Below are 23276 nucleotides of genomic sequence, written 5' to 3'. Positions count from 1 at the left end.
CCAGAGCGTCAATACGTCCAACCTGGTCGATGACCGGAGCGGTACAGTCCAGCGGTGATCTTCCACATCGCCGAGGCGGCGGACTGGACGGCGGCCCAGGCCAGCGGGGACTACCGGGTCTCGACCCGGGGCCGCACCCTCGCCGAGGAGGGCTTCGTCCACGCCGCCCGCCGGGACCAGGTCCTCGGGGTCGCCGAGGCGTTCTACGCCGACGCCGGCCCGCTACTCCTGTTGGGCATCGACCCGACCCGGCTCTCCGCACCGGTACGCGACGACGAGGTGGCGCCGGGTGTGGTCTTTCCGCACATCTACGGACCGATCAACCTGGATGCCGTGGTGGCCGTGACGCCGCTCGTCCGTGGCGCCGACGGCACCTACACCCTGCCGTCGCCCTGACCACCACTCAGGAGCACTGACCTGCGCATTCTCACCGGCCGGACGAGAACGATCGAGACATGCAGCGACGATGATGGATGAAGACGTCACCGACTGCGTACACTGCGGCACGTGGCGGGGCAGATAACAGACGGGCCACGGCGGGGACGCCGACGGGGAGAACCGACCGTGGCGAGCATCGCCGAACTGGCCGGGGTGTCGAAGCCGACCGTGTCCAAGGTGCTCAACGGCCGGTCCGGGGTGGCGTTGGAAACCCGGCGACGGGTGGAGGCGCTGCTCCGCGAGCACGGCTACCGGCGCCCGGACAAGACACCGGCCAGCGCCACCCTGGAGGTGGTCTTCTACGGCCTGGAGAGTCACCTGGCGATCCAGATCATGCGCGGGGTGGAACAGGTCGCCCGACGGCACGAGCTGGCGGTCGGGTTCATCGAGGCGAACGGCCGCACCGCGCCGGGCCGGTCCTGGGCGGAGCAGCTGCTGGCCCGCCACCCGGTCGGGGTGATCGCCGCGTTCTCCCGGTTCACACCCGAGCAGCACGCCCAGCTCGCCGCCAGCGGGATACCGCTGGTGGCCCTCGACCCCACCGGCGAACCGATGCACACCATCCCGTCGGTCGGCGCGACGAACTGGAGCGGCGGCATCGCCGCCACCCGTCACCTGCTCGATCTCGGCCACCGCCGGATCGCGGTGATCAGCGGGCCACCCGACTACGTGGCCGCCCGGGCCCGGTTGGAGGGGTGCCGGGCGGCGATGGAGATCGCCGGGCTGCGGCTCGACGAGCGGCTGGTCCGCAGCGGCCGGTTCTTCTTCGAACGCGGCCGCGACTTCGGTCTCGAACTGCTCCACCTGGCGGACCCGCCGACCGCCGTGGTCTGCGGCAACGACCTGCAGGCCCTCGGCCTGTACGCGGCGGCCGCGCAACTCGGCCTGCGGATTCCGCAGGACCTCAGCGTGGTCGGCTTCGACGACATCGACAACACCCGCTGGTGCTCGCCGCCGCTGACCACCGTCCGGCAGCCGCTCGCCGAGATGGGCGCCACCGCCGCCGAGATGGTGCTCGCGGTGGCCGCGGGTGAGCCGCTCCTCCAGCACCGGGTCGAACTCAGCACCACCCTGGTCGTACGCGAGAGCACCGCACCGCCGGCCCGCACCTGACGTCGCCCCCGCCCCGGCTCTGGTACCACCGCCCGATCCGGTCAGGCGTATCTGATGTCCAGGTGGTCGAACCGCCCGTCCCGGAACCGCTCCCCGATCCCCTTCCGGAACGGGTTGCCGCAGTTGGTGAGGCTGAGGTGGGACAGTTTCCGGCACTCCAGCAACGCCTCGACGTGGGTGATCCGCTTGCTGTTCAGGATGGTGAGTTCCACCAACTCGGGCAGTTCCCGGAAGACCCGGCAGTCGATCTCGGCCCGGAGTCCGTTCAGTCGCAGCGCGCGCAGGGTCGGGAGGGTGGCGAGGCGGGCGACCGGGAAACGGGTCCCGGTGCCGCCGATCTCCATGGCCCGCAGCGGAGCGGTGATGTGCGCGAAGACGTCCACGTTTCCGAGGTGGGCCAGTTCCAGGTGACGTAGCGTCGTCAGGTCCCGGATCTGCCGGAGCACCTCGTCATCACCGAGGGCGGTGGACAGGAACTCGAGCGGGGGCAGCGGGTCGAGGATCTGGGCGAGGGGCGGTACGGGACTGGAGTTGACGAACATGACCGCGCGGAGTCCGGGAAGGACGGCATCGGCGGCCAGCGGCGCCTCCGGGACCGGCGAGAGGTGGTCGTGGCTGATCACGAGGGTGGGCAGGCCGGCCGGCACGCCGGTCGGGGTCAGCAGGGGCACCAGCGGCGTCGGCAGGTGCAGCGCGGCGAGGTTCCCCAGGTCGGGCAGGAACGCCGGCAGCCTCGGCCTCCGCAACTGTGCCCGGGACGGGCGCAGGTGCAGGGACCGCACCCGGGCCGCCTCCTCCGGCGTCATCGTGCCACCCCAGGGGATCCGTACCCCGCCGTCGTCCGTGTAGTCGTAGCACTCGGTGACGTTGCCGACGCAGTAGCGTCCGTCCCCGACCGGCGGACGGAGGTACCGGTACCGGCTCGCGGCGAATCCGTCGGCCGGTTCGTTCCCACTCATCGCGGGTCCCCGTCCCCCATCCCGCTCTCAGTTCCCGAACTGCCGCTCGACCAGGGCCAGCAGCGCGGCGTGGGTCTCCTGGTCCGCCGCCACCAGCAGCCCGCCGGCACCGGTGTGCACCGGCTGCCCCCGCAGGCCGGTCACCACGCAGCCGGCCGCCCGGCACAGGGCGATGCCGCTGGCGAAGTGCACGCTGTCCCGCAGGTCGCCGTCGGTCACGTACGCCGCCCGCCGCCCGGCCGCGACCCAGGCGACGGCGAGGGTGGTGGAGAGCACCCGGGGAAGGAAACGCTCGGCGAAGCCCTCGTCCGCCAGCAGTCGTACGGCCCGGAAACTCGGAAACGGCGGGTCGAGGTTGACGTCCACCAGCCGGGACCCACCGGACGGGAGCAGTTTCTCGTCCACCCCGTCCCGACGGACGTACGCCTGGTCGCCGTCGGTCCAGAACACCTCGCGGGCGAAGGGGTCGGCGCTGGCCGCGGCCGTGACGTCGGTTCCGGTGCGCAACGCGACGTTGACCGCGACCAGCGGGGTCCGGGCGGCGAAGTTCAGCGTGCCGCAGAGCGGGTCGACGAGCCAGGTCCGGTCGGCATCGCCGGCGCCGCTCCGTCCACTCTCCTCACCCAACACGGCGTCGTCCGGACGGGCGGATCGGAGCAGGTCGAGGATGGCCTGCTCCGCCTCCAGGTCGGCGGCGGTGGCGAAATCCCCCGCGGACTTCTCGACGCGCTCCAGTTCGGCGCCGTAGCGGTTCCGGACGATCTCGGCACCCGCCTCCGCCGCCGCGACGGCCAGCATGGGATCAGTGAGCGACATGACTGGACGATACCGACGGATCTCCGCCCCGCCCGATCCGGTGTCGCCCGCGCCGCTACCGCCAGGTAGCGGTGTCGGGGTCGATGCCATGGGCGCGCGCAGCGGCGTCGATACTCCGCCGGAACCACGTTGCCAGGCCGGCGCGGATGCCGTCGTAGTGGGCGGCGAATCCCGGATCGGCCTCGAACATCCGGCCCAGACAGACCTGCATCTGCCGGGTGAGGGGAAAGTACGAGGCGAAGATCTCGCGGTGCCGCTCGACGAGTTGGTTCGCCGCTGGACTGCCAGGGATGACCCCGGCGTCCATCGCGTCCCCGAGCGCACGCTCGAGGTCGGCGACCGCATCGGCGATCGCCTGCCATCCCTCCGGACCTCCGTGCCTTCTCGGGGGTGATCACCTCCACGTCGCGGGTGTTCCAGGGCGTGTCCCGTGGGCCGTCGACCGAGTCCGGGCGCACCGCACGACAGTCCTCGACAAGGGAGTCGACCTGGTTGAGCACGCAGGAGAAGCTGACGCTCATCGCCGGTGCCTGCGCCGGAACCGTCGGCGCCGAGACGAGGAGCACGTCCTGGAACGCCCACCGGCGCAGGTGCACGAGGGTGCCGGGGATGCTGAACAGCTCGAAGAATCCCAGCCCTCGAACCCAGAAGTCCACCGACGTCGCCAGATCGGTCGTGGGGATCGTCACGAAGGCGGGCATGCCGTAGATGCCCCGGAACAGCTCCGGCGCCACCGCGTCCGGACCGGGAGTGGGCACCGGGCTGAGCTCGAAAGCGTTGTAGTGGTCGCTCATGTGCCCAACCCTCCAGCCTGACGTCACGTGAGGGTCAAGTCGGATCCGCGCATCCGGTCCGTCGGCTGCGGGCGGCCGACGTCATGGCCGGGGGCCGCTGCGCTCGAGCCGCAGGACGGCGTCGTCGTCCGGGGTCCGGACCGGCTCGTGATGGTCGGTGAGGTCGCGCAACCGCCTGACCGGCGAGGCGAGCAGGACCGCCGGAATGCACACCGCTGCGGCAACGAAGATCAACAGGGTGGTCCGGGCACTGAGCAGACCGGCCAGGAGCCCGGCGAGCAGACCGCCGATCGGGATCGCCCCCCAGGAGACGAACCGCACCGTCGCCATCACCCGCGGCAGCAGTTCGGGCGGGCTGGCGATCTGCCGGTAGGTACGGGTCACCACGCTGAGCACCACCACACCGATCGAGAACACCACGTTGCCGATCGCGAACGCGGCCAGCGCCGGCCAGCCGGTGCCGAGCGGCACGACAACCGCGCCGGCGACCGCGACGAATCCCGCGACGATCAGGGCGCGGGCGGTGCCGAGCCGGTTCGTGATCCGGTTGGTCAGGGTCGCACCGAGCAGGGTGCCGACCCCGTCGGCGGCCAGCAGCACCCCGACCAGACCGGGCGTCAGGTGGAGCTCCCGGATCAGGTAGAGCGTGTAGAGGGCGTGCTGGGCGCCGCAGACGGCGTTGGCCGCGGTGGCGGCCCACATGCAGGGGCCCATCACCGGGTGCCGGACCACGAAGTGCCAGCCCTCCCGGATCATGGCCCGGACCGGCGGCCACCGGTCCGGTGCCGTCGACCGACGCTCCGGCAGGGTACGCAGCAGCAGTGCCGAGACGAGGTAACTGACGGCGTCGACGAGCAGGGTCGGCACCGCGCCGATCAACTGGACGAACAGGCCACCGATGGACGGGCCGCCGAGCTGGGTGGTGGCGTGGGTTCCGGAGGTCAGGCTGTTCCGGGCCTGCAACTGCTCCTTGCTGACGATCGAGGCCAGGAACGTCGAGTTGGCCACGTCGAAGAGGACGTCCGCGAAATTGATCACGAGTGCGGTGACCACCAGCTGGGCGATCGTCAGGTGCCCGGTCCACCAGGTCAGCGGGATCGACACGACCGCCGCCGCACGGGCCAGGTCGGCGACGATCTGCACCCGGCGCATCGGCAGCCGTTGCACGATCGCCCCGGCCGGCAGGCCGATGACGATCCAGGCCAGGTAGCTGGCCGCGACGATCAGGCCCATCTCGAACGCGGAGGCGTGCAACACCGTCACCGCAGTCAGCGGCAGCGCGACCGCGCCGACCGCCGAGCCGAGCCCGCTGGTCGTGCCGGCCGTCCACCACCGCCAGAAGACCCTCGCGCCGCCCTCACCGTCCGTCATCATTCCCCCGCCACGAGTAAGTTCCAGAATGAAACGCACTATACTTGACCTCGTGAAACGGTCTGAGCTCGCGGACGCCGACTGCGGCATCGCCCAGGCGCTGGGAGTCATCGGCGACTGGTGGACGTTCCTGGTGATCCGCGACGTGGCGGGCGGGAACACCCGGTTCGACGGCCTGCAACGGGAACTCGGGGTCAGCCGTCGGGCACTCACCGAACGCCTCGCCGGGCTCGTCGCGCACGGCGTACTGGAGAAGCGGGCGTACTCCACCCGGCCACCGCGCTACGACTACGTCCTGACAGCGAAGGGCGAGGGCCTGCTGCCGACCCTCATCGCGCTGCAGGACTGGGGCACCCGGCACGTGATGGGTGACGGCGCGCTGACCGCCACCGCCGAGGACGGCTCGGCCGAGAGCCGCCGGGTGCACGAGTTGGTCGGCCGGAAACTGCCGGACGTCGTCCTGCGCCGGCACGACGACACACCGGTCCCGGTCACCGCACCGGACGGCCGCTGGACCGTGCTCTACTTCTTTCCCGGCGCCTTCGCCCCCGGCGCCCAGAGCCTGCCGCCGGGCTGGGCGGAGATCCCGGGCGCCCGGGGCTGCACCCTGGAATCCCTCACCTACGCCTCCCGGGCCGTCGACTTCGCCGCCGCCGGCGCCGAGATCCGGGGAGTCAGCACCCAGCGCCCGGACGAACTGGCCGCCTTCGCCGAGTACGCCCGGCTGCCGTACCCGTTGTTGTCCGACCAGGACAGTCGACTCGCCGCCGGGCTGCTGCTGCCGACCTTCCGGGCGGCCGGCGTCGACCGTTTCAAGCGGCTGTCGCTGCTGGTGGACCCGGACGCGGTGATCCGGGCGACCCAGTTCCCGATCACCGATCCGGCCGGCTCGGTGGACGAGATGCTCAGGCTGCTCCCCTGTCGGTAGCCGCCAACCGGGCGTCGGGCTGGCGTCGGCGGGGACGGCCCGCCCGCTCACCCGTCGGGGGTGAACAGGCCCTGGATGCCGACCACGATCGCGATCAACCCGAGGATCGCGAGCAGCAGTCCGGGCCCGCTCGCGGTGTCCCGGCGCTCCGCCTCCGGGGCCGACCGGCCGGTGAGCCGGGACCACAGCAGGGCGAGACCGACCGCGATCCCGACCACCTCGAAGTGGAACAGTCGGGGGCCGGTGGTCAGGTGGACCAGGAGGAAGTAGCCACCCGCCACCAGCGCGACGATCCCGACCACCCAACCGAACGGTCCGACCCGGGCGGCGAACCGGCCGAGGTCGTCGCCGATCCGGGGCAGGCGACGCAGCAGGGTGATCGCGAGCAGGAAGCCGCCGAGAATGTTGGCGAGATCAAGCAGCAGAGCCATGATCGCTCAATTGCCGGCCCACACCCCCAGCAAACGTGAAATTCGAGAAGAGTCGATTAATGGGTGGAGCACCGGTCCGGTACGACCGCCCGGGACCGGGCCCTACGATCGCAACATGATCGCGGAACTGCAGTGTGTGGTCCTGGACTGCCCCGACCCGGTACGCCTCGCCGAGTTCTACCGGTCCCTGCTGGGCGGCGGCGTCAACCAGCCGGATCAACGGTGGACGCTGGACGACGACTGGGCCACCCTGCACGTGCCGTCCGGCCTGGTGCTCGCCTTCCAGCGGGCGGCCGACCACCAGCCGCCACGGTGGCCCGACCCCGACCGTCCGCAGCAGTTCCACCTGGACCTCGGGGTGCCCGACCTGGACCGCGCCGACGAACAGGTACGGGAACTGGGCGCCACCGTGCTGGAGGAGGACGTCGACGGGCGCAGCTGGGCCGTCTACGCCGATCCGGCGGGTCATCCGTTCTGCCTGGTCCGGCACTGAGGGACCCGGCGGTCAGCACGCCCGGCGCCGGTCCTGCCTCCTCGACCCCGTTCCCGCGCTCCCTACACTGTCCGCCGTGACGCTGCAGGCCTACGACCGCGGTCTGCTCGCCGTGCAGCGAGGCGAGTTCGACGAGGCACGGGAACAGCTGACGACGGCCGGCGACGACCACCGGGCACTGCTGCTGTTGGGTCTGCTGGCGAGCAACGGTCACGGCGAACCCGCCGACCCGGTGAAGGCGCACCGCCTGTACGAGCGGGCGGCCGAACTGGGCAACGCCGAGGCCGCCCACAATCTCGGGGTGCTGTACGCGACCGGTCGGGGCGTCGCACCGAACCACCTCACCGCCCTGCGGTGGTACCAACGGTCCGCCGACTCGGGCAATGCCGGCGCACGCCGGATGGTCGGCCTGATGTACGCCACCGGTCAGGGCGTACCGGTGGACGAGGAGGAGGCGGAGCGGCACTGGCGGGCGGCGGCGAAGGCCGGCGAGGCGCTGGCTCTGCTCGACCTAGGCACCCTCTTCGCGTACCACCGGGAGGACCTGCCGGAGGCGGCGTCCTGCTACCTGCTGGCCGCGAAGGCCGGCATCGCGCAGGCCGAACGGGAGCTGACGCTGCTCGCGCCGAGGTTGCGGGAACCGGCCCGGCACGACCCGAAGGCGCGGACCATGCTCGGGGTGATTCTCGCCTACCACCTGAACGACCCGGTCGGCGGCGTGGAGTTGCTGACCGCCTCGACGGAGGACGGTGATCCGGTCGCCCAGCGCAGCCTCGGTTTCCTGGTCCAACACGGCATCGGCACCCCGGCGGACGAGATCCGGGCGGCGGCGCTCTACCAGGCCGCGGCCGAGGCTGGTGATGCGTTCGCCGCGTTCAACCTCGGGGTGCTCGCCGGCCGTACCGCCGACGCGGTGCCCTGGCTGCGCCAGGCCGCCGAGGCCGGGGTGGTGGAGGCGTACCCCGTGTTGGGTGACCGGCTCAGCGAGCTGGACCTCGACGAGGAGGCGCTGCGGTGGTACCTGCGCGGCGCCGAGGCCGGTGACCGGGGCAGCATGTTCGCGGCGGCGTGCTGGTACCGCGACGGGTTCGGTGGGCCGGTCGACCTGGTGCAGGCACTCCGCTGGTACCTGGCCCTGTTGACCGTCGGCAGCGGCGACGGCATCCACGAGGCACACCTGATCGTGCCGAACATGACGAAGGACGAGATCTACCGCGCGGGCCGGCTCTCCGGCCGCCTGCTGGAGGCGGATCTCCTGGTACGACGCCGCACCACGGCGGAGCCCACGTCCGACTGACCAGGCCGGGGCGGATCCTGTTCCGAGGCGTCCGGACGTTCGACCCGGGTCGGGTTGCCCCGGACGAGTTCGTCGTGGATGCGCCAGCGGGCGGTGACGGCGGCACGTTCGGCCAGCTCGTCACCACGCTCGATGCGTTCCCGCAACAGCTTCAGGGCGATCCGACGGTTGAGGCTGAACTGCCGCTCGGTGTCGACCACCACCACGAGACCCGACGGGCGGTGGGTGGCCCGGACCGCCGTACTCGCCTTGTTCCGGTGCTGACCGCCGGGACCACCGGTCCGGCAGGCGACGATGTCGACGTCCGCCTCCACGAATCGCGTACGCGGGATGTCGAGCTGGCAGGGCCGGGCGATGACGTACCAGTTCTTCCGACCGGTGTCGGCGCGGTACGGGCTGGGCGCCTGCCAGCAGAGCGTCCCGGACCACTCGACGGCCAACGTCTCGGCGCCGACGCCGGAGATCTCGACCAGGACCGACCGGTAGGTGTCCGGCCGGTCCCCGGAGATCGTCTCGACCCGGCGGGTGGTCAACTGCCGGCGCCCGGCCTCGGCCTCCAACCGGGACAGCAGCCGGCCCAGCGCCCAGGCGCACTCCTGCGGGCCCCGCCCGGCCGAGATGAGCAGGTGGACGGTCACGACCGCCCCCGCCGGCGGCGCGGGTCCCGGCGGTCGCCGGAACCCACGGCCCCGAGGTCGGCCGTCTTGTACGTGACCACCGGCACCGTGCTGACCACCGGGGTGGCCAGTCCGTGGTCGACGAGGTCGCCGATCACCTGCTCGATGCGCTTGTACGCGGTCGGCGCCTCCTCGAAGAGCAGCTGGCGGTCGCCGCAGACCACAAGCGACCCCACCGCCGTACGGCGCAACTCCTCGACGGTGTGTTTTGCCCGCCCCCGGCGCAGGGCGTCGGCGCGGGACATCTTGCGGCCCGCGCCGTGTGCCACGGAATGGTTCGCCTCCGCACCGGCGTGCCCGGCGACCAGGTAGGAGGGGGTGCCCCGGGTGCCGGCGACCAGCACGTCCCGGCCGTCGCCCCGGGCCGCGCCCTTGCGGTGCAGGTAGGCGCCGTCCCGGATCTCGACCGAGTTGTGGCACTCGTCGACGATCGGTTCGGTCGGCTCGGCGCCGAGCGCGAGGGCGACCCGGGCCGCCATCAGCCGCCGGTTGAGCGAGCCCCACCGTACGGCGGCGTCGTGGGCGGCGAGGTAGCCGGCGGGATCCGGCGCAGGTCCGGCGCCGTGTACCTCGGTGTGCGCCCGCAGGATTCGCTCGCCGAGCCCACGGGAGCCACTGTGGACGATGAGGACGAGGTCGCCGGCGGCCAGTCCGAGCCGGTCCGCGTGGTCCGGCTCGAGGACGGTGCCGACCCGGGCGAGTTCGACGAAGTGGTTGCCCCGGCCGACGGTGCCGAGGCCCTCGACGTGACCGGCGGGGATCTCCCCGTCCAGTACGGCCCAGGCCGGGTCGTCGGCGTCGCGTTCCGGGTCGAGCGCCCGGTCGAGGTCGGGGAACCGGGCGGCGAGTTTCTCGGGTACGACCCGCTTGAGTCTGATCGGGAAGACGGCGATGCCGCAGCCGATGTCGGAGCCGACCAGGAACGGATACAGCACGGTCGACAACATGGCGGCGCCGATCGGGGCGCCCTTGCCGGGGTGCAGGTCTGGCATGCCGGCGACGTGGATCATGCCGTCGAGAGCGGCCACCTGGTGGCACTGCGCGAGCGCGTCGGATTCGATCCAGCTGGTCGGGGCGGCGAAAACGGTGACGGTGGCACCGGATTTCGGCAGGGATGCCTGCCGGGAGGGCAACGCAGACAACGACGCTCTCTTCTCGGGGGAAGGAGGAAATGGGCGGACGGCGGCGGCACGGCACAGTTCGGTGCCGTGGTGCCTGGGGATACCGGGAGCGGTCCGTCAGAACGTCATGGGCACCACTGTGGCTGAGCACCGCCCCGACGATCAACCGGATTTCGCACCTGCGGGCCGACACCGGCGATCCCACTCCGCGTCCAGGTCGCCCCGCGCCGGCCGGCTCGGTGGGGAACCCGCCACCGCGTTCGCTCGTTTGACCGGGTGGAGGGAGGCGGCCATGTCCATCCGTACGGCTGTTCTCGCCGCAGCCACAGTGCTGGCGGTGGCCGGTTGCACCGGGTCGGGTACGCCTACCGCCCCGGCGGCCGGTGTCGAGGTCTCCGGCTCCGCGACCCCGTCCGCCCAGCCTGGTCCCACTCCCCCCGCCCTCCGGATCGTCGAGAAGGAGCAGGCCGATCTGCACCTCTGGGTGAGCAACCAGTCGTTCGAGGACGACCCGGTGACCGTCACCGTGAGAATCGACGACACCGTGGTCGTCGACCAGCCCTTCGAGGTGGGCAGTCAGCACAACTGGATCCTTTTTCCGATCGAGGCGCCACCCGGGCCACACGTGTTGACCGCCGTCTCGGGCACCGGAGCCGAGACGCGACAGAGCTTCACCCTGCCCGGGGCGGAACGACGGTACGCGGTGGTCGACTACTGGGGTCCTGACGACCACGGCGACCGGCACCTCACCTGGTACATCCGGTCCACCCCGATCGCCTTCAGGTAGTGCGTGTGCCACAGCGTCGATCGCGGCTCTGACCGGGAACTCGCCATCCCAGGAGCGTGCGATCGCGTCGAGAATCGGCGAGGCTAGGCCCCGTGACCGAACCACTCGCTTCCGAGATCGCCGCGTACGTCCTGGCCCACTCCTCCCCCGCCGACGATCTGCTCCGCGAACTCGCCGCCGAGACCTCCGCCGCGTTCCCGGACGCCGCCGGCATGCAGATCTCCGCCGACGAGGGGCAGCTGCTGACCATGCTGGTCCGCCTCAGCGGCGCCCGGTACGCCGTCGAGGTCGGCGTCTTCACCGGTTACTCCGCCATCTGCATCGCCCGTGGACTGCCGTCGGACGGCCAGTTGATCGCCTGCGACGTCTCCGAGGAGTGGACCGCCGTCGCCCGGAAATACTGGCAGCGGGCCGGCGTCGATAAGCAGATCGACCTGCGGATCGCACCGGCGATCGAGACGCTCCGGACCCTGCCCAACGAGCCGGTCGTCGACTTCGCCTTCATCGACGCCGACAAGCCCGGCTACCCGGACTACTACGAGGCCCTGGTCCAACGACTGAGCCCCGGTGGCCTGTTGGTCCTCGACAACGTCCTGCAGGGCGGCCGGGTGCTCGACCCCGAACCGGGTGCCCCGGGCCCGCGCGTCCTGCGGCAGCTCAACCGGGCCATCGCCGCCGACGACCGGGTCGAGGCCGTCATGCTTCCGGTCCGGGACGGCGTCACCCTGGTCCGGAAACGCTGACCCGACCTTTCATCGGGCCGGCCCCGGGGTCGTCCCGATGGGCAGGCCCGGCCCGGACACCTCCGGCTGGGCGCAGGGGAGGTCGAAGCCGAGCCGGTAGACCGCCGGCATGGGCATCCCATCCCAGAAGGCCCGGCTCACCGGTACGTCGAAACCGCAGAGCGCCCGGGCCACGAACGTGCCGTGGCTGCCGACCAGCACCCGCTGGCCCGGATACGTCCCGACGAGGGTACGGACCGCGGCCACGGCACGTTCGGTGAGCTGGTCGAGGCTCTCGCCGTCCGGCCGGACCAACGACGGGTCCAGCCAACTCGCTGTGTAGTGCCGCTTCCAGTCCACTGTGAACGTGAGTCCGTCGTCCCACTCGCGCAACTCCCACCGGGTCTGTACCACCAGCCCCAGCGCCGACGCGGTGGGCTCGACGGTCTGGATCGCCCGCAGGTAGGGACTGCTCCACACCGCAACCGGCGCCGGTACCGCCAGATCCCTGACCAGCTCCTTCGCCTGCCGCAGACCGTCCGGCGTCAACGGCCGAGTGAACTGGTCCGGACCGTCGGCCGTCGGCGGTACGGACAACGCGTGCCGGACCAGCACCACCTCGGTCCGTCCGCCGAACTCCGCAGCATCGACCGGCTGCTCCATCGTCACCTCCTGGTCAACTGTCCCGCTGGTCAGTTAGCACGCGGCCAGAGGTCGTACGGGTTCTCGCCCGGCCGGAAACCGTGGGCCCGCGCCATGGCCGCCGCCTCGCGGAAGCCCCGGGCGACGGCCGAGGGCTCATGGGCGTCGCTGCCGAACGAGACCGCCTCACCGCCCTCCTCGTGCCACCACCGGATCAGGGCCGAGTGCAGCGACGGTATCCGGGTGCTGATCTCCAGGGCCCGACCCGACCGGGCGGTGGCCCGCAACGCGTGCCGGAACTCCGCCTCGAAAATCGACAGGTCGAACGGGCCGGCGTCCCGCTCCGGCCAGTACCGGACCGGATAGTCGATGTGGGCGAGTACGGAGAACACCTCGCTCCGGTTCACGAGCTGGACGACCTCCGCGAGGTACTGCCGGACGACGTCGGCCGCGACCCGGTGCCGGTAGTGGCCCGGCGGCTCGGCGAACCGGTCCGGGTCGGTGGGCTCCGGGAGGCAGTGCACGGAGCCGAGCACCCGGTCGTAGCGACCGGCACCGAGCACCTTGCCACACGCCGCGGCGTGCCAGTGCGGTTCACCCAGCTCCAGACCGCTGAGGATCCGCAGGTCGGGAAACCGTTCGCGACACGTCTCGATCGCCGCCAGGTATCCGGACGCGTCGAACGCCGGGGGCGTCAGCACGCCGTCCGGCGTGGCCAGGCTCGCGAGATGCTCGTCCCGGTGGACGCCGTCGAGCGCGACGGTCCAGACCGTGTGGTCGAGGTGCTCGGTGAACGCGATCGCCGGCAGCCCGAACTCCACCGCCCGCGCGCAGGAGAGCTCCATCGATGCCAGCGGCGCGTCCCAGGACCACTCGCTGTGTACGTGGCTGTCGGGCGGCACCGTCGCGAGTCCCATGCCCACACCTTCCTGCGACAGGTGTGAATGCGCAACGGTGGAGGTGTCCCCTTCCGTCGTCCGCAGGCCGTTCGATCAACGGCCCGGCCCGGGCCCGCCGCCAGAGCGGATGACGACAGGACTTAGCCGGGACCGGCGAGCTACGGACCGCTGTTGGTGGCGGGCCAGCCGGCCGCGAACCGTCGAGCGAGCGCCCTCCTGATCATCCTGTCCGTCGGCACCCATCCCATGAACCGGGCGTGCAGGACGGCCGGGTCCGGACCGGGATTCGGGTTGAGCCGGTAGAGGTCTTCGGTCGCCTCGTAGAGGCAGATCCCGAGGTACACGAACAGGGCCAGGGGATCCAGCCTGAACTGCCTCGGCAGGAGATCTCGGGCGGGCGCGCAGGGCCAGTCACCGCCGCAGGCGCGACACAACCACATGGGGCGCTGGGGCGCGTGTTCGTGGTCCGGGCCGGCGAGCGCGGCTATGCCTCGCATGACGATCGTGCCCATGTCAGGGTCTCGCGCTCGTACGAGACTCCTGGGCCGGAGTCAGTCGGCCGGGGCGGCCGGCTCGATGACCGAACCCGGTGGGACCGTTCCAGCCGGGCCCCTGGTTCACCGCTCGCGGCTGGGCCAGCGGGGGCGGGGCGTCCGGGGTGACGTGCGGCAGCACCACGGCCGGCATCGGAGCCGTGGTCGGCGACCACACGGGAACGGCCGGCCCGGGAGTGTTCGGGTCCGGGTCGAACGGCATCGGCACGGTCGGCACCGCGTCCGGGCACTTCCAGCGGAAACCGCACCAGCAGTAGAGCCAGAGCCGGCGCCAGTATCGCCGATGTCTCCTCAGCACGACGTCACCTCACATCCGTCCGAACAGAGAGGACGGGGACCGCCCAGCGCCTCGTACCGGCGCTGCCGGGTGGGCGGTCCCCGTCGCGACGGGCGCGGCCCGGGTCGCCCCTTCGGGCACCGGCTCACACGGTCACCCGATTCGCGCCAGGCCGTTTCGCTCCGTCGATATCCACCCTGGACCAAAGGCTCCCAAGGCGGAATATTGGAGGCGGTGAAACCGATGGGATGAGGTTGGACCCTTCTGTATACGGCGGTGATACGGCATGCAAGATCTGCGCAAGCTGGTGAAGCAACGGCGAGGCGAGCGATCTCTTACGCAAGGCCAACTCGCGAAACTGGTGAAGGTGAGTACGTCGCTTATCACCTCGATCGAGAATGGGCGGCTGGTGCCGCAGCCAGACACCGCCGAGCGGCTGGACCGGGTACTCGGCGGCGACGGGGAGGTGGTGAAGGCCGCCGACGCGGCACGAGAGGATGCGGCAGCGCCTTGGCTGCGTCCGTGGGCCGTCCACGAGGAGCAGGCCACGATGATCCGCACGTGGGAGCCCACGCTGGTCCCCGGCCTGCTCCAGACCGAGGCGTACGCCCGCGCAGTGCTGAGCGCCGGGCCGCACAGCCCCGCTCAGGTCGATGAGATGACCGGGACGAGAATGTCCCGCCAGGTGGCGACCCTGCACCGTGAAAGTCCGATTACCCTATCGGCCATCATGGGCGAGCCGGCACTCCGATACGGAGAACCAGCCCTCCTGCGCGAACAACTCGGCCACCTCGTCAAGATCGGCGAAACACCCGGAGTGAGCGTTAGGGTTATTCCGTTCAGCGCCGGGATTCACGCGGGCTTGACGGGCGCATTCGCTGTGGCGAACCTGGTGGGCAAGCGTCCGGTTGGCTACCTTGACGATCAACTTCGCGGCCGAGTCGTGGCAGACGGGGACGATGTCACCACCTTAGAGTGGACCTGGGAAGCCTTGTCCGCCCGCGCACTGCCCATAGGGCACACACGAGACCTGATTCTAAGGACTATCGATGAGTACACGTGAGCCGGCCTGGCGGAAGTCCAGCCGTAGCGGATCGAACGGCGGCAACTGCGTCGAGGTGGCCGACAACCTACCCGGCCAGGTGCTGGTCCGGGACAGCAAGGACCAGGCCGGCCCGGTGCTGTCCTTCGGTCCCCACGCCTGGCGCGGCTTCGTCAACCTGACCAAGGGCTATCGATGAGTACACGTGAGCCGGCCTGGCGGAAGTCCAGCCGCAGCAGCTCCAACGGCGGCAACTGCGTCGAGGTGGCCGACAACCTACCCGGCCAGGTGCTGGTCCGGGACAGCAAGGACCAGACCGGCCCGGTGCTGACCTTCGGTCCCCACGCCTGGCGCGGCTTCGTCAACCTGGCCAAGCGCATCTGATCCCCACTGGGACGAACAGAGGTCCCCGCCGCACGGCGGGGACCTCTCTGCTCACCTTGTGACGATCACGCGTACAGTGGCCGTCCGTCGAGAATGGCGTTGACCGCCGTGTCGAGTTCGGCAGGGGTCACCCGGGCGTCCAGGTGGGCGCGGATGCCAGAGAAGTTCATCCGGTACAGGCGGTCGACGTCGACCTCCCGCTTCCGCCAGATCTCCTCCACCGGCCAGTGCTTGTCAAGCCGGTGGGCAAGTTCACGTACCGCCAGGTCCATGTCGACCGGAGGCAGGGTGAGTTTTCCGGCCCGGGCAAGGTGTGGGGCTGGGTCGTCCGCCCAGAACTCGAACTCCCAGTCGGGCCAGCGCTGCGGCCACCAGTCCGCAAGTCCTCGGAGGATCTCGATGCTCCACAGACCCGCGCGGCGGGTACGCAGATCGAGGTGCAGACCGGCCTTGGGCATCGTGCGGCAGGCGGTCACCGGCTCCTCGGCCGGCAGCGCCGCGAGCAACGACTCTGGACCGAGTCGCCACGGTTGCTCGGACCACGCGTTGAGCGCGTACCGGCGGCAGCCGGTCTCGTCGACCACGCTGACGACGTACCTGACCGGGTCGTCCGGCTCGCCTCGACCGTACGGGTATAGCTCCGTACGGAAGGGGTCGGCCTCACGCACCACACTGCGGTCCTCGCCGAGGGCGGTGACCAGGTCGCCGGTGCCGTGGTAGGCCCACTCGATCGTCCAGCCCGGCCAGGTCCGCGAGTATCCGTCGAGCAACGCGGCCCGGGCCGCGTAGGCCCCGTCGCACCCGAACGGGTCCAATCCGGTGTGGAAGAGCAGACGGCGCCGGTCCGCGTCGAGCAGGACTGCGTCCCGGCACAGCCCGTCGTCGGCCCAGCCGTCGTCGCCGTCGTAGTCCTCGTCAAGCGCGCCCAGCCAGCGCAGCACGCCCGCCGGCCCGATCGCGAGGTAGTAGTCGACGCCCATGCTGGCGCCCCCACCCATCGCGTGCCGTGACACGACTCCGTCCTGGACGGTCACGTACCGCACGAGGCTGCTCACCGGGGCAGCATAGGAGCCGGGTACGACACGCGCCGCGCTCCCGGACCCGGTGGTCGCGGCCCGTACGGGTGCGGCGGAGGCGGCCGAATGGATCTCGGCCACCTCCGCCCCAGGTCAGGTGCCTGTGGATTGGATCAGTCCTCGTCGGGCGGCAGTTCGTCGGCCTTCCAGTTGCCGAGGTAGACCGCCGGGCTCCCCTCGACGGGCTCGTCGGCGAGCCCGACCGCGTCGCCGAGGATCCGTTCCATCACCGGGATCGGCAGGTGCGGGTTGGCTGAGGCGTATTCGGTGGTCAGGGGATCGTCGAACAGGTCGCACACCCGGCCAGGTGAGAGCCGTCGATCGGCCGCCACAGAACACCGGACAGCCGGGTGCGGGTCATGGCTGAGCCGCTCGATAAGCGGTGCCGGCGCCTCGGGATCGAGCACGACGAGGCAGCGTGCCCCGGGGTCGGCAGAGTCGGCGAGACGGGCCAACCCGATCCGTTCGAAGGCCGGGTGGTTCAGCAACCGGCCCCGGCTCAGCGTCCTGGCCTGCAGATAGGTGGTGAGCACGGTCTCGGCGGGGACGTTGGCATGGTTCTCGCACAGCAGCAGCCGTACCGCGAAATCGTCGTCGGTGGCGAGTACCGCGACGAGGTCCGGTAGCAGCGACGGGTTGCACGCGACGCTGCGCCGCAGGCCGATGTGCGCGGAGTGGACGCACCGCCGTTGCACCGCCGGGTCGCGGGTGACCTGCGGCCAGCGCGGCGGGTGGATGCGGTCGTCTGGACCGACGTGGTAATCGATCGCCGACCGCTCCTCCTCGCTGAGTTCGGGACGCATCGACACCGCCAGCCGGACCTGGGGCGACGGATCGGTCGTCAACCTGTGGACGAGGTCGACCGGCAACCTGGGATCGACGGCGGCACAGGTCCTGGTCCACTCGTTGTCGTTGCCCACCAGCAGTTCGGCTTCCCGGCGATCGAGCGGAGCCTCGTCCACCGGCGGGGCGGGTGCAGTGGCCGGTCTGGGCGGCGACAACCGGTCGCGTACCTCCTGCGGTATCCGCCAATTCTCCAGGATGTACACGAGCAGGCGGGGATCCCGTTCGACCAGCCGGTCGTACGCCCAGTCGGGCAGCACCGGATCACGCTTCGCGATACGCAGCTCGAAAATATCCGGCCCTTCGGCCAGCGCCCCCAACACCCGGCGGTCGGGATCCTCGACCAGCCTCGCCCGTTGCTCGGGCGTCAGGTACCGGGCCTGGGCCAGTTCGACGCGTACCTCGGGGTCGGGGTGGTCGAGCAGGGCCTCGACCTGCTCGTCGGACCATTCCCGGCGGATGGCGAGGGGGTAGCGCACCTCCTTGGGCTGTTCGGTCACGAGTCGTCGCAGCAGATTGCCAGGGATGGCCGGGTTGCGGGCCAACCCGCGCAGCCGGGCGCGAAGGGGCTTGTCGTAGTACGCGTGGTATGCCTTGTTGGCGTACAGCGAGGGCCTCCAGAACTGGGTGGCGGCGGGAAGACTGTGGCGCGCAAGCGAGCGTAGGCGGGAAAACCCCTGGTCAACACGGTCGATCGACCGAGTGGCACGCGCCGGCTCCGCCGATAGGATGGTGATGGTTGTAACCTCAGCGCGCTCGGCACCATTACGGCGCGACGACGCACCGGTACTCCGATCGCGGGTCAGTACGGGGTGACACCGGGCGGCAGCGTGGAGTTCTCGGCGGCGGTGTGGATGTAGTCGAGCAGGATCCGGCGGAAGGCCCGGGCGGCGTGGGTCGGTTCCACCTCCCGTCGCCGGGCCAGCGCGATGGTCCGCTGCACCCCGGGCGGGGCGAGTCGGGTGACCCAGAGCCGGGGGCGGCGGGCGACCACGATGCCGGGGACGAGGGCGGCGCCGAGCCCGGCCTCGACAAAGCTGAGCACGGCGTCCATCTCTCCACCGTCGACCGCCAGCGTGGGCTCGAAGCCCGCCTCCCGGCAGGCCCGTAGGGTCACGTCGCGCAGGTCGTAGCCGCGTCGGAACATCACCAGCGGCTGGTCGCGCAGGTCGGCCAGGCGCAGGGGGCCGGTCGGGTCGACGATCGGCAGCGGGTTGACCGAGGCGACCACCAGGCTGTCCCGCAGCACCGGCTCGGTACGCAGCGCCGGGTCGGGGCCCTGTCCGGGCAGGATGATCAGGGCCAGGTCGAGTTCGCCCCGGAGCAGGTCCCGGACCAGGTCCTGGGAGCCGCTCTCCTCGATGCGTACCTCGACGTTCGGGTGGGCGTCCCGGAATCGGCGCAGCACCGCCGGGGCGAGCGAGGTGACCAGGCTGGGGGTGGCGCCGAGCCGGATCCGGCCCCGACGTACCCCGACGAGTTCCTGGACCTCCCGGCGGGCGGTGTCGACGTCGGCGAGGATCCGTTCGGCGAGCGGCAGCAGCACCTCGCCGGCGGCGGTCAGCGCGATGTTGCCGCGTACCCGTTCGAAGAGCGGGGCGCCGAGTTCCGCCTCCAACGAGTGAATCTGCTTACTGAGCGACGGCTGGGTGACTCCGACATTGTCGGCGGCATGAGTGAAATGTCGGGTTTCGGCCACCGCCACGAAGTACCTCAACTGCTGCAGCTGCACCCGCATAGCCTACGGCTATCAACACTGGGCGTTCGATGCATTGGACGACTAATCCGAGGTTACCTAGCGTTTGGCTGGTGACAGCTGTATCGACGCGGGCGCCGATCCGGTCCAGCATCGGCCTGAAGGTCGTCATGGCGGTGACGGGCATCCTGCTGGTGCTCTTCCTCATCGCCCACATGCTGGGCAACCTGAAGATCTTCGTCGGGCCGACGGACTTCGACCACTACGCCCACTGGCTGCGCACGATCGGCTCGCCGGTGCTGCCGGACACCTGGTACCTCTGGGCCCAACGGGTGCTGCTCGGCGTCGCCCTGGTCGCGCACATCTGGGCCGCCACCGTCCTGGCCCGCCGGGCCCGGGCGGCCCGCCCGGTCCGGTACGCGCACCGCCCCAAGGTGCACATCAGCTACGCGGCCCGGACCATGCGCTGGGGCGGGGTGATCATCGCCGCGTTTGTGGTCTACCACCTGCTCGACCTGACCACCGGCGACCTGAACCCGGTCGGTGACCCGCGTCGGCCGTACGCGAACGTCGTCGCCGACTTCGCACCCGAGCGCTGGTACGTGACCCTGTTCTACGTCATCGCCATCGTCACCCTCGGCTTCCACCTGCGGCACGGCATGTTCAGCGCGCTGCGCAGCCTCGGCCAGCAAACCCCGCGCGGCGAGCGCCGGGCCCGGGGCGCCGCCCTCGCCTTCGCCGTGCTGCTCTGCGCCGGCTACCTGGTGGTGCCCTTCTCCGTTCTCGCCGGCCTGGTGAGGTGACCCGCGATGACCCCACGAGCTGACGAACCGACAAACCCCGTGGTCGGCGAACGGATGGACCCCCGGGCCGCCGTACCGACCAGCGCCAACGCCGACGTCCGGCCGGTGGCCGACGACGACGGGTCGACGGGCCGCCGCGGCGCCGAGCCGGCCGGACGGCTCCGCGCCGCGGTGCACAACCTGCTGGGCCGGCGCCCCCGAGTCACCGAAACAGGACAGGCATCGATGGAATACACCCGCCAGGAGAACATCGGCACCGAACTCGCGGGCGCACCGGCCAGCCCGGACGGCGACCTCTTCAGCTACGGCGAGCCGATCGCCGACCAGGCCGCGCCGGACGGGCCGATCGAGACCCGTTGGCAGCGCCGCCGGTTCGGCGCCAAACTCGTCAACCCGGCCAACCGCCGCAAGCTGACGGTGATCGTGGTCGGCACCGGGCTGGCCGGCGGTTCGGCCGCGGCCACCCTCGGCGAGCTGGGCTACCGGGTCAAGTCGTACTGCTACCAGGACAGCCCGCGCCGGGCGCACTCGATCGCCGCGCAGGGCGGGATCAACGCCGCGAAGAACTACCGCAACGACGGCGACTCGATCCAGCGGCTCTTCTACGACACCGTCAAGGGCGGCGACTTCCGGTCCCGGGAGTCGAACGTCCGCCGGCTCGCCGAGGTCTCGGTCGAGATCATCGACCAGGCGGTGGCCCAGGGTGTCCCGTTCGCCCGGGAGTACGGCGGGCTGCTCGACACCCGTTCGTTCGGCGGCGCCCAGGTGCAGCGCACCTTCTACGCCCGGGGTCAGACGGGCCAGCAACTGCTGCTCGGGGCGTACCAGGCGTTGGAGCGGCAGATCGGGCTGGGCCGGGTGGAGATGCACTCCCGGCACGAGATGCTCGAACTGATCGTGGTCGACGGCCGGGCCCGGGGCATCGTGGTCCGCGACCTGGTCACCGGCGAGATCAGCACCGAGTACGCGGACGCGGTGGTGCTGGCCAGCGGTGGTTACGGCAACGTCTTCTTCCTCTCCACGAACGCCAAGGGCTGCAACGTCACCGCCACCTGGCGGGCGCACCGCAAGGGGGCGCTGTTCGCCAACCCCTGCTACACGCAGATCCACCCGACCTGCATCCCGGTCTCCGGCGACCACCAGTCGAAGCTGACCCTGATGAGCGAGTCGCTGCGTAACGACGGCCGGGTCTGGGTGCCGAAGGCGGTCGGCGACAACCGTCCGCCCCGCCAGATCCCGGAGGACGAGCGGGACTACTACCTGGAGCGGATGTACCCGGCGTTCGGCAACCTGGTCCCCCGGGACATCGCCTCCCGGGCGGCGAAGAACGTCTGCGACTCCGGCCGGGGGGTCGGGCCGGGCGGGCTCGGCGTCTACCTCGACTTCGCGGACGCGATCGACCGGCTCGGCCGGTCCACCATCGCCGACCGGTACGGCAACCTCTTCGACATGTACCAGCGGATCACCGGCGAGGATCCGTACGAGATGCCGATGCGGATCTACCCGGCGGTGCACTACACGATGGGCGGGCTCTGGGTCGACTACGACCTCCAGTCGACGATCCCGGGGCTCTTCGTGATCGGCGAGGCGAACTTCTCCGACCACGGCGCCAACCGGCTCGGTGCCTCGGCACTGATGCAGGGCCTCGCCGACGGCTACTTCGTGCTGCCCAGCACGATCGCCGACTACCTGGCCGCCGGGCCGTTCGAGACGTTGACCGACGACCACCCGGAGGTGGTCGCCGCCCGCGACGACGTCGCCGACCGGCTGAACCGGCTGCTCGCGGTGAACGGTGACCGGACCGTCGACTCGTTCCACCGCGAGTTGGGCCAGATCATGTGGGACCACTGCGGGATGGAGCGCACCGACGCCGGGCTGCGCAAGGCGTTGGCCGAGATCCGCGCCCTGCGGGAGCAGTTCTGGCAGCGGGTGAAGGTGCCCGGTGACGGTGAGGGGCTCAACCAGGCGCTGGAGAAGGCCGGCCGGGTCGCCGACTTCTTCGAACTCGCCGAGCTGATGTGCATCGACGCGCTGCACCGTACCGAGTCGGCGGGCGGGCACTTCCGGGCCGAGAGCCAGACCCCGGACGGTGAGGCGCAGCGCGACGACGACCACTTCGCGTACGTCGCCGCCTGGGAGTTCACCGGCGCCGACCGTCCGCCGGTGCTGCACAAGGAAGACCTGAACTTCGAGTACGTCCACCCCACCCAGCGGAGCTACAAGTGAACCTGACCCTGCGGATCTGGCGCCAGAAAGGTCCGGACGATCCCGGCCGCATGGTGACCTACCCGGTCACCGACATCTCCCCCGACATGTCGTTCCTGGAGATGCTCGACGTACTCAACGAGCAGCTGACCCTGGAGGGCGGGGACCCGGTCGCGTTCGACCACGACTGCCGGGAGGGCATCTGCGGCGCCTGCGGCATGGTGGTCAACGGCATGGCGCACGGCCCGGAGAAGGCGACCACGGTCTGCCAGCTCCACATGCGACACTTCTCCGACGGCGACACCATCGACATCGAGCCGTGGCGGGCCAGGGCATTCCCGGTGGTCAAGGACCTGGTGGTGAACCGGGGCAACCTCGACAAGATCATCGCTGCGGGCGGCTACGTCACGGCGCCGACCGGCAGCGCGCCGGAGGCGCACGCCCAACTGGTCCGCAAGGCGGACGCGGACGCGGCCTTCGAGTCCGCCGCCTGCATCGGCTGCGGCGCCTGCGTCGCGGCCTGCCCGAACGGTTCGGCCACCCTGTTCCTGGCGGCGAAGGTGACCCACCTGAGCCTGCTGCCGCAGGGTCAGCCGGAGCGGTTGACCCGGGTGGTCGGCATGGTCGACGCGCACGACGAGGCGGGCTTCGGCGGCTGCACCAACATCGGCGAGTGTTCGGCGGTCTGTCCGAAGGAGATCCCGCTCTCCAGCATCGGCCGGCTGAACCGGGACTACCTGCGGGCCACCCGGGAACGTAACGGCACGCCGGGCACCTGACGCCACCCCGGATGCCGGTGTCCGCGCGGGTGGGTGCCCACACGGGAGCGCGGATTCGCCTATGGTGGCCGGACGGGACGACACGGAGATCGATCCCGTCCGGTCGTCCGCCGCCCGGCGGTGGCCGCC

27 protein-coding genes and 1 pseudogene are annotated in these 23276 nt (G+C 70.9%); 14 read left to right on the top strand and 14 right to left on the bottom strand.

All coding sequences use genetic code 11. The annotated features are described in order from the left end of the window. Positions 1-54 precede the first annotated feature (54 nt). Both ABGB21_RS05700 and ABGB21_RS05695 read left to right on the top strand, forming a co-directional pair. A complete protein-coding gene (locus ABGB21_RS05700; RefSeq protein ID WP_347653703.1) occupies positions 55-396 on the top strand; it encodes a DUF952 domain-containing protein in 342 nt (113 codons plus the stop codon). 168 nt (positions 397-564) lie between these two features. Continuing rightward, the gene (locus tag ABGB21_RS05695) at positions 565-1551 is read left to right on the top strand and encodes a LacI family DNA-binding transcriptional regulator (RefSeq protein ID WP_347653702.1); all 987 of its coding nucleotides are present in this window, start codon (positions 565-567) and stop codon (positions 1549-1551) included. 41 nt (positions 1552-1592) lie between these two features. On the opposite strand, the gene ABGB21_RS05690 is transcribed toward ABGB21_RS05695, so the two are convergent. The 3 genes and pseudogenes from ABGB21_RS05690 to ABGB21_RS05680 all read right to left on the bottom strand — a co-directional run. Beyond that, positions 1593-2510, bottom strand: coding sequence for a hypothetical protein (locus ABGB21_RS05690; RefSeq protein WP_347676635.1), 918 nt, complete (start codon positions 2508-2510; stop codon positions 1593-1595). 27 nt (positions 2511-2537) lie between these two features. Next, the gene (locus ABGB21_RS05685; RefSeq protein ID WP_347676633.1) at positions 2538-3326 is read right to left on the bottom strand and encodes an inositol monophosphatase family protein; all 789 of its coding nucleotides are present in this window, start codon (positions 3324-3326) and stop codon (positions 2538-2540) included. A 55-nt stretch (positions 3327-3381) separates the two neighbouring features. Further along, positions 3382-3687 (bottom strand): annotated as a pseudogene (locus ABGB21_RS05680) (TipAS antibiotic-recognition domain-containing protein); the annotation flags it as partial. A 131-nt stretch (positions 3688-3818) separates the two neighbouring features. On the opposite strand from ABGB21_RS05680, the gene ABGB21_RS05675 reads away from it, so the two are divergent. Then, positions 3819-4034 carry a hypothetical protein gene (locus tag ABGB21_RS05675; protein ID WP_347676631.1) on the top strand — a complete coding sequence of 72 codons (216 nt, stop codon included), beginning with the start codon at positions 3819-3821 and terminating at the stop codon, positions 4032-4034. Positions 4035-4201: 167 nt separating this feature from the next. Here ABGB21_RS05675 and ABGB21_RS05670 read toward each other — a convergent pair whose 3' ends face one another. Beyond that, positions 4202-5491 carry an MFS transporter gene (locus ABGB21_RS05670; RefSeq protein WP_347653697.1) on the bottom strand — a complete coding sequence of 430 codons (1290 nt, stop codon included), beginning with the start codon at positions 5489-5491 and terminating at the stop codon, positions 4202-4204. 52 nt (positions 5492-5543) lie between these two features. Here ABGB21_RS05670 and ABGB21_RS05665 point away from each other — a divergent pair, with 52 nt between their 5' ends. After that, on the top strand, positions 5544-6419 hold the full coding sequence (locus ABGB21_RS05665; protein ID WP_347676629.1) for a winged helix-turn-helix transcriptional regulator: 876 nt from the start codon (positions 5544-5546) through the stop codon (positions 6417-6419). Positions 6420-6466: 47 nt separating this feature from the next. Here ABGB21_RS05665 and ABGB21_RS05660 read toward each other — a convergent pair whose 3' ends face one another. Continuing rightward, positions 6467-6850, bottom strand: coding sequence for a hypothetical protein (locus ABGB21_RS05660; protein WP_347653695.1), 384 nt, complete (start codon positions 6848-6850; stop codon positions 6467-6469). Positions 6851-6965: 115 nt separating this feature from the next. On the opposite strand from ABGB21_RS05660, the gene ABGB21_RS05655 reads away from it, so the two are divergent. Next, positions 6966-7343 carry a VOC family protein gene (locus ABGB21_RS05655; protein WP_347653694.1) on the top strand — a complete coding sequence of 126 codons (378 nt, stop codon included), beginning with the start codon at positions 6966-6968 and terminating at the stop codon, positions 7341-7343. A gap of 76 nt (positions 7344-7419) precedes the next feature. Beyond that, a complete protein-coding gene (locus ABGB21_RS05650; protein ID WP_347676627.1) occupies positions 7420-8640 on the top strand; it encodes a hypothetical protein in 1221 nt (406 codons plus the stop codon). Here the strand turns inward: ABGB21_RS05650 and prfH are convergent. Together prfH and ABGB21_RS05640 are read right to left on the bottom strand one after the other, a co-directional pair. Then, positions 8553-9278: a peptide chain release factor H gene (gene prfH, locus ABGB21_RS05645; protein ID WP_347676625.1), complete on the bottom strand. Its 726-nt coding sequence runs from the start codon at positions 9276-9278 to the stop codon at positions 8553-8555. The genes ABGB21_RS05650 and prfH overlap by 88 nt on opposite strands. Next, positions 9275-10459, bottom strand: a complete 1185-nt coding sequence (locus ABGB21_RS05640) for an RNA ligase RtcB family protein (protein WP_347676623.1) — start codon at positions 10457-10459, stop codon at positions 9275-9277. The genes prfH and ABGB21_RS05640 overlap by 4 nt, the downstream gene beginning before the upstream one ends. A 271-nt stretch (positions 10460-10730) precedes the next feature. Here ABGB21_RS05640 and ABGB21_RS05635 point away from each other — a divergent pair, with 271 nt between their 5' ends. Together ABGB21_RS05635 and ABGB21_RS05630 are read left to right on the top strand one after the other, a co-directional pair. Further along, complete coding sequence (locus ABGB21_RS05635; RefSeq protein WP_347653690.1) at positions 10731-11225, top strand: hypothetical protein; 495 nt, start codon at positions 10731-10733, stop codon at positions 11223-11225. Between the two features lie 92 nt (positions 11226-11317). Next, a complete protein-coding gene (locus ABGB21_RS05630) occupies positions 11318-11968 on the top strand; it encodes a class I SAM-dependent methyltransferase (protein WP_347653689.1) in 651 nt (216 codons plus the stop codon). 9 nt (positions 11969-11977) lie between these two features. Here the strand turns inward: ABGB21_RS05630 and ABGB21_RS05625 are convergent, their stop codons facing one another. The 4 genes from ABGB21_RS05625 to ABGB21_RS05610 all read right to left on the bottom strand — a co-directional run bounded on the left by ABGB21_RS05625 (position 11978) and on the right by ABGB21_RS05610 (position 14340). Continuing rightward, positions 11978-12610 carry a histidine phosphatase family protein gene (locus tag ABGB21_RS05625; RefSeq protein ID WP_347653688.1) on the bottom strand — a complete coding sequence of 211 codons (633 nt, stop codon included), beginning with the start codon at positions 12608-12610 and terminating at the stop codon, positions 11978-11980. 29 nt (positions 12611-12639) lie between these two features. Next, a complete protein-coding gene (locus tag ABGB21_RS05620; RefSeq protein ID WP_347676621.1) occupies positions 12640-13506 on the bottom strand; it encodes a PHP domain-containing protein in 867 nt (288 codons plus the stop codon). Between the two features lie 140 nt (positions 13507-13646). Next, entirely contained in the window at positions 13647-14000 is a 354-nt protein-coding gene (locus ABGB21_RS05615; RefSeq protein WP_347676619.1) for a hypothetical protein, read from the bottom strand. 1 nt (position 14001) lies between these two features. After that, positions 14002-14340 carry a hypothetical protein gene (locus tag ABGB21_RS05610; RefSeq protein WP_347676617.1) on the bottom strand — a complete coding sequence of 113 codons (339 nt, stop codon included), beginning with the start codon at positions 14338-14340 and terminating at the stop codon, positions 14002-14004. A 265-nt stretch (positions 14341-14605) separates the two neighbouring features. On the opposite strand from ABGB21_RS05610, the gene ABGB21_RS05605 reads away from it, so the two are divergent. Genes ABGB21_RS05605 through ABGB21_RS05595 form a run of 3 tightly spaced genes read left to right on the top strand, consistent with a single transcriptional unit; the run spans position 14606 to position 15745 of the window. Further along, a complete protein-coding gene (locus ABGB21_RS05605) occupies positions 14606-15382 on the top strand; it encodes a helix-turn-helix transcriptional regulator (RefSeq protein WP_347653685.1) in 777 nt (258 codons plus the stop codon). Beyond that, positions 15369-15560, top strand: coding sequence for a DUF397 domain-containing protein (locus ABGB21_RS05600; protein ID WP_347653684.1), 192 nt, complete (start codon positions 15369-15371; stop codon positions 15558-15560). The genes ABGB21_RS05605 and ABGB21_RS05600 overlap by 14 nt, the downstream gene beginning before the upstream one ends. Beyond that, positions 15557-15745, top strand: coding sequence for a DUF397 domain-containing protein (locus ABGB21_RS05595; protein WP_347653683.1), 189 nt, complete (start codon positions 15557-15559; stop codon positions 15743-15745). The genes ABGB21_RS05600 and ABGB21_RS05595 overlap by 4 nt, the downstream gene beginning before the upstream one ends. Before the next feature lie 65 nt (positions 15746-15810). Here the strand turns inward: ABGB21_RS05595 and ABGB21_RS05590 are convergent, their stop codons facing one another. The 3 genes from ABGB21_RS05590 to ABGB21_RS05580 all read right to left on the bottom strand — a co-directional run bounded on the left by ABGB21_RS05590 (position 15811) and on the right by ABGB21_RS05580 (position 19402). Then, positions 15811-16800: a hypothetical protein gene (locus ABGB21_RS05590; RefSeq protein WP_347653682.1), complete on the bottom strand. Its 990-nt coding sequence runs from the start codon at positions 16798-16800 to the stop codon at positions 15811-15813. Positions 16801-16934: 134 nt separating this feature from the next. Continuing rightward, entirely contained in the window at positions 16935-18164 is a 1230-nt protein-coding gene (locus ABGB21_RS05585) for a hypothetical protein (protein ID WP_347653681.1), read from the bottom strand. Between the two features lie 302 nt (positions 18165-18466). Then, on the bottom strand, positions 18467-19402 hold the full coding sequence (locus ABGB21_RS05580; RefSeq protein ID WP_347676615.1) for a LysR substrate-binding domain-containing protein: 936 nt from the start codon (positions 19400-19402) through the stop codon (positions 18467-18469). A 68-nt stretch (positions 19403-19470) separates the two neighbouring features. On the opposite strand from ABGB21_RS05580, the gene ABGB21_RS05575 reads away from it, so the two are divergent. Genes ABGB21_RS05575 through ABGB21_RS05565 form a run of 3 tightly spaced genes read left to right on the top strand, consistent with a single transcriptional unit; the run spans position 19471 to position 23147 of the window. Continuing rightward, on the top strand, positions 19471-20163 hold the full coding sequence (locus tag ABGB21_RS05575) for a succinate dehydrogenase cytochrome b subunit (protein WP_347676721.1): 693 nt from the start codon (positions 19471-19473) through the stop codon (positions 20161-20163). Between the two features lie 6 nt (positions 20164-20169). Next, positions 20170-22389: a fumarate reductase/succinate dehydrogenase flavoprotein subunit gene (locus ABGB21_RS05570; protein WP_347676613.1), complete on the top strand. Its 2220-nt coding sequence runs from the start codon at positions 20170-20172 to the stop codon at positions 22387-22389. Next, positions 22386-23147 carry a succinate dehydrogenase/fumarate reductase iron-sulfur subunit gene (locus tag ABGB21_RS05565; RefSeq protein WP_347676611.1) on the top strand — a complete coding sequence of 254 codons (762 nt, stop codon included), beginning with the start codon at positions 22386-22388 and terminating at the stop codon, positions 23145-23147. Before ABGB21_RS05570 ends, ABGB21_RS05565 begins: the two co-directional genes overlap by 4 nt. Positions 23148-23276: the final 129 nt, after the last annotated feature.

This window comes from Plantactinospora sp. B24E8, assembly GCF_039871735.1.
Classification (GTDB): Bacteria; Actinomycetota; Actinomycetes; order Mycobacteriales; family Micromonosporaceae; genus Plantactinospora.
This window is presented reverse-complemented; position numbering and strand designations above follow the sequence as displayed.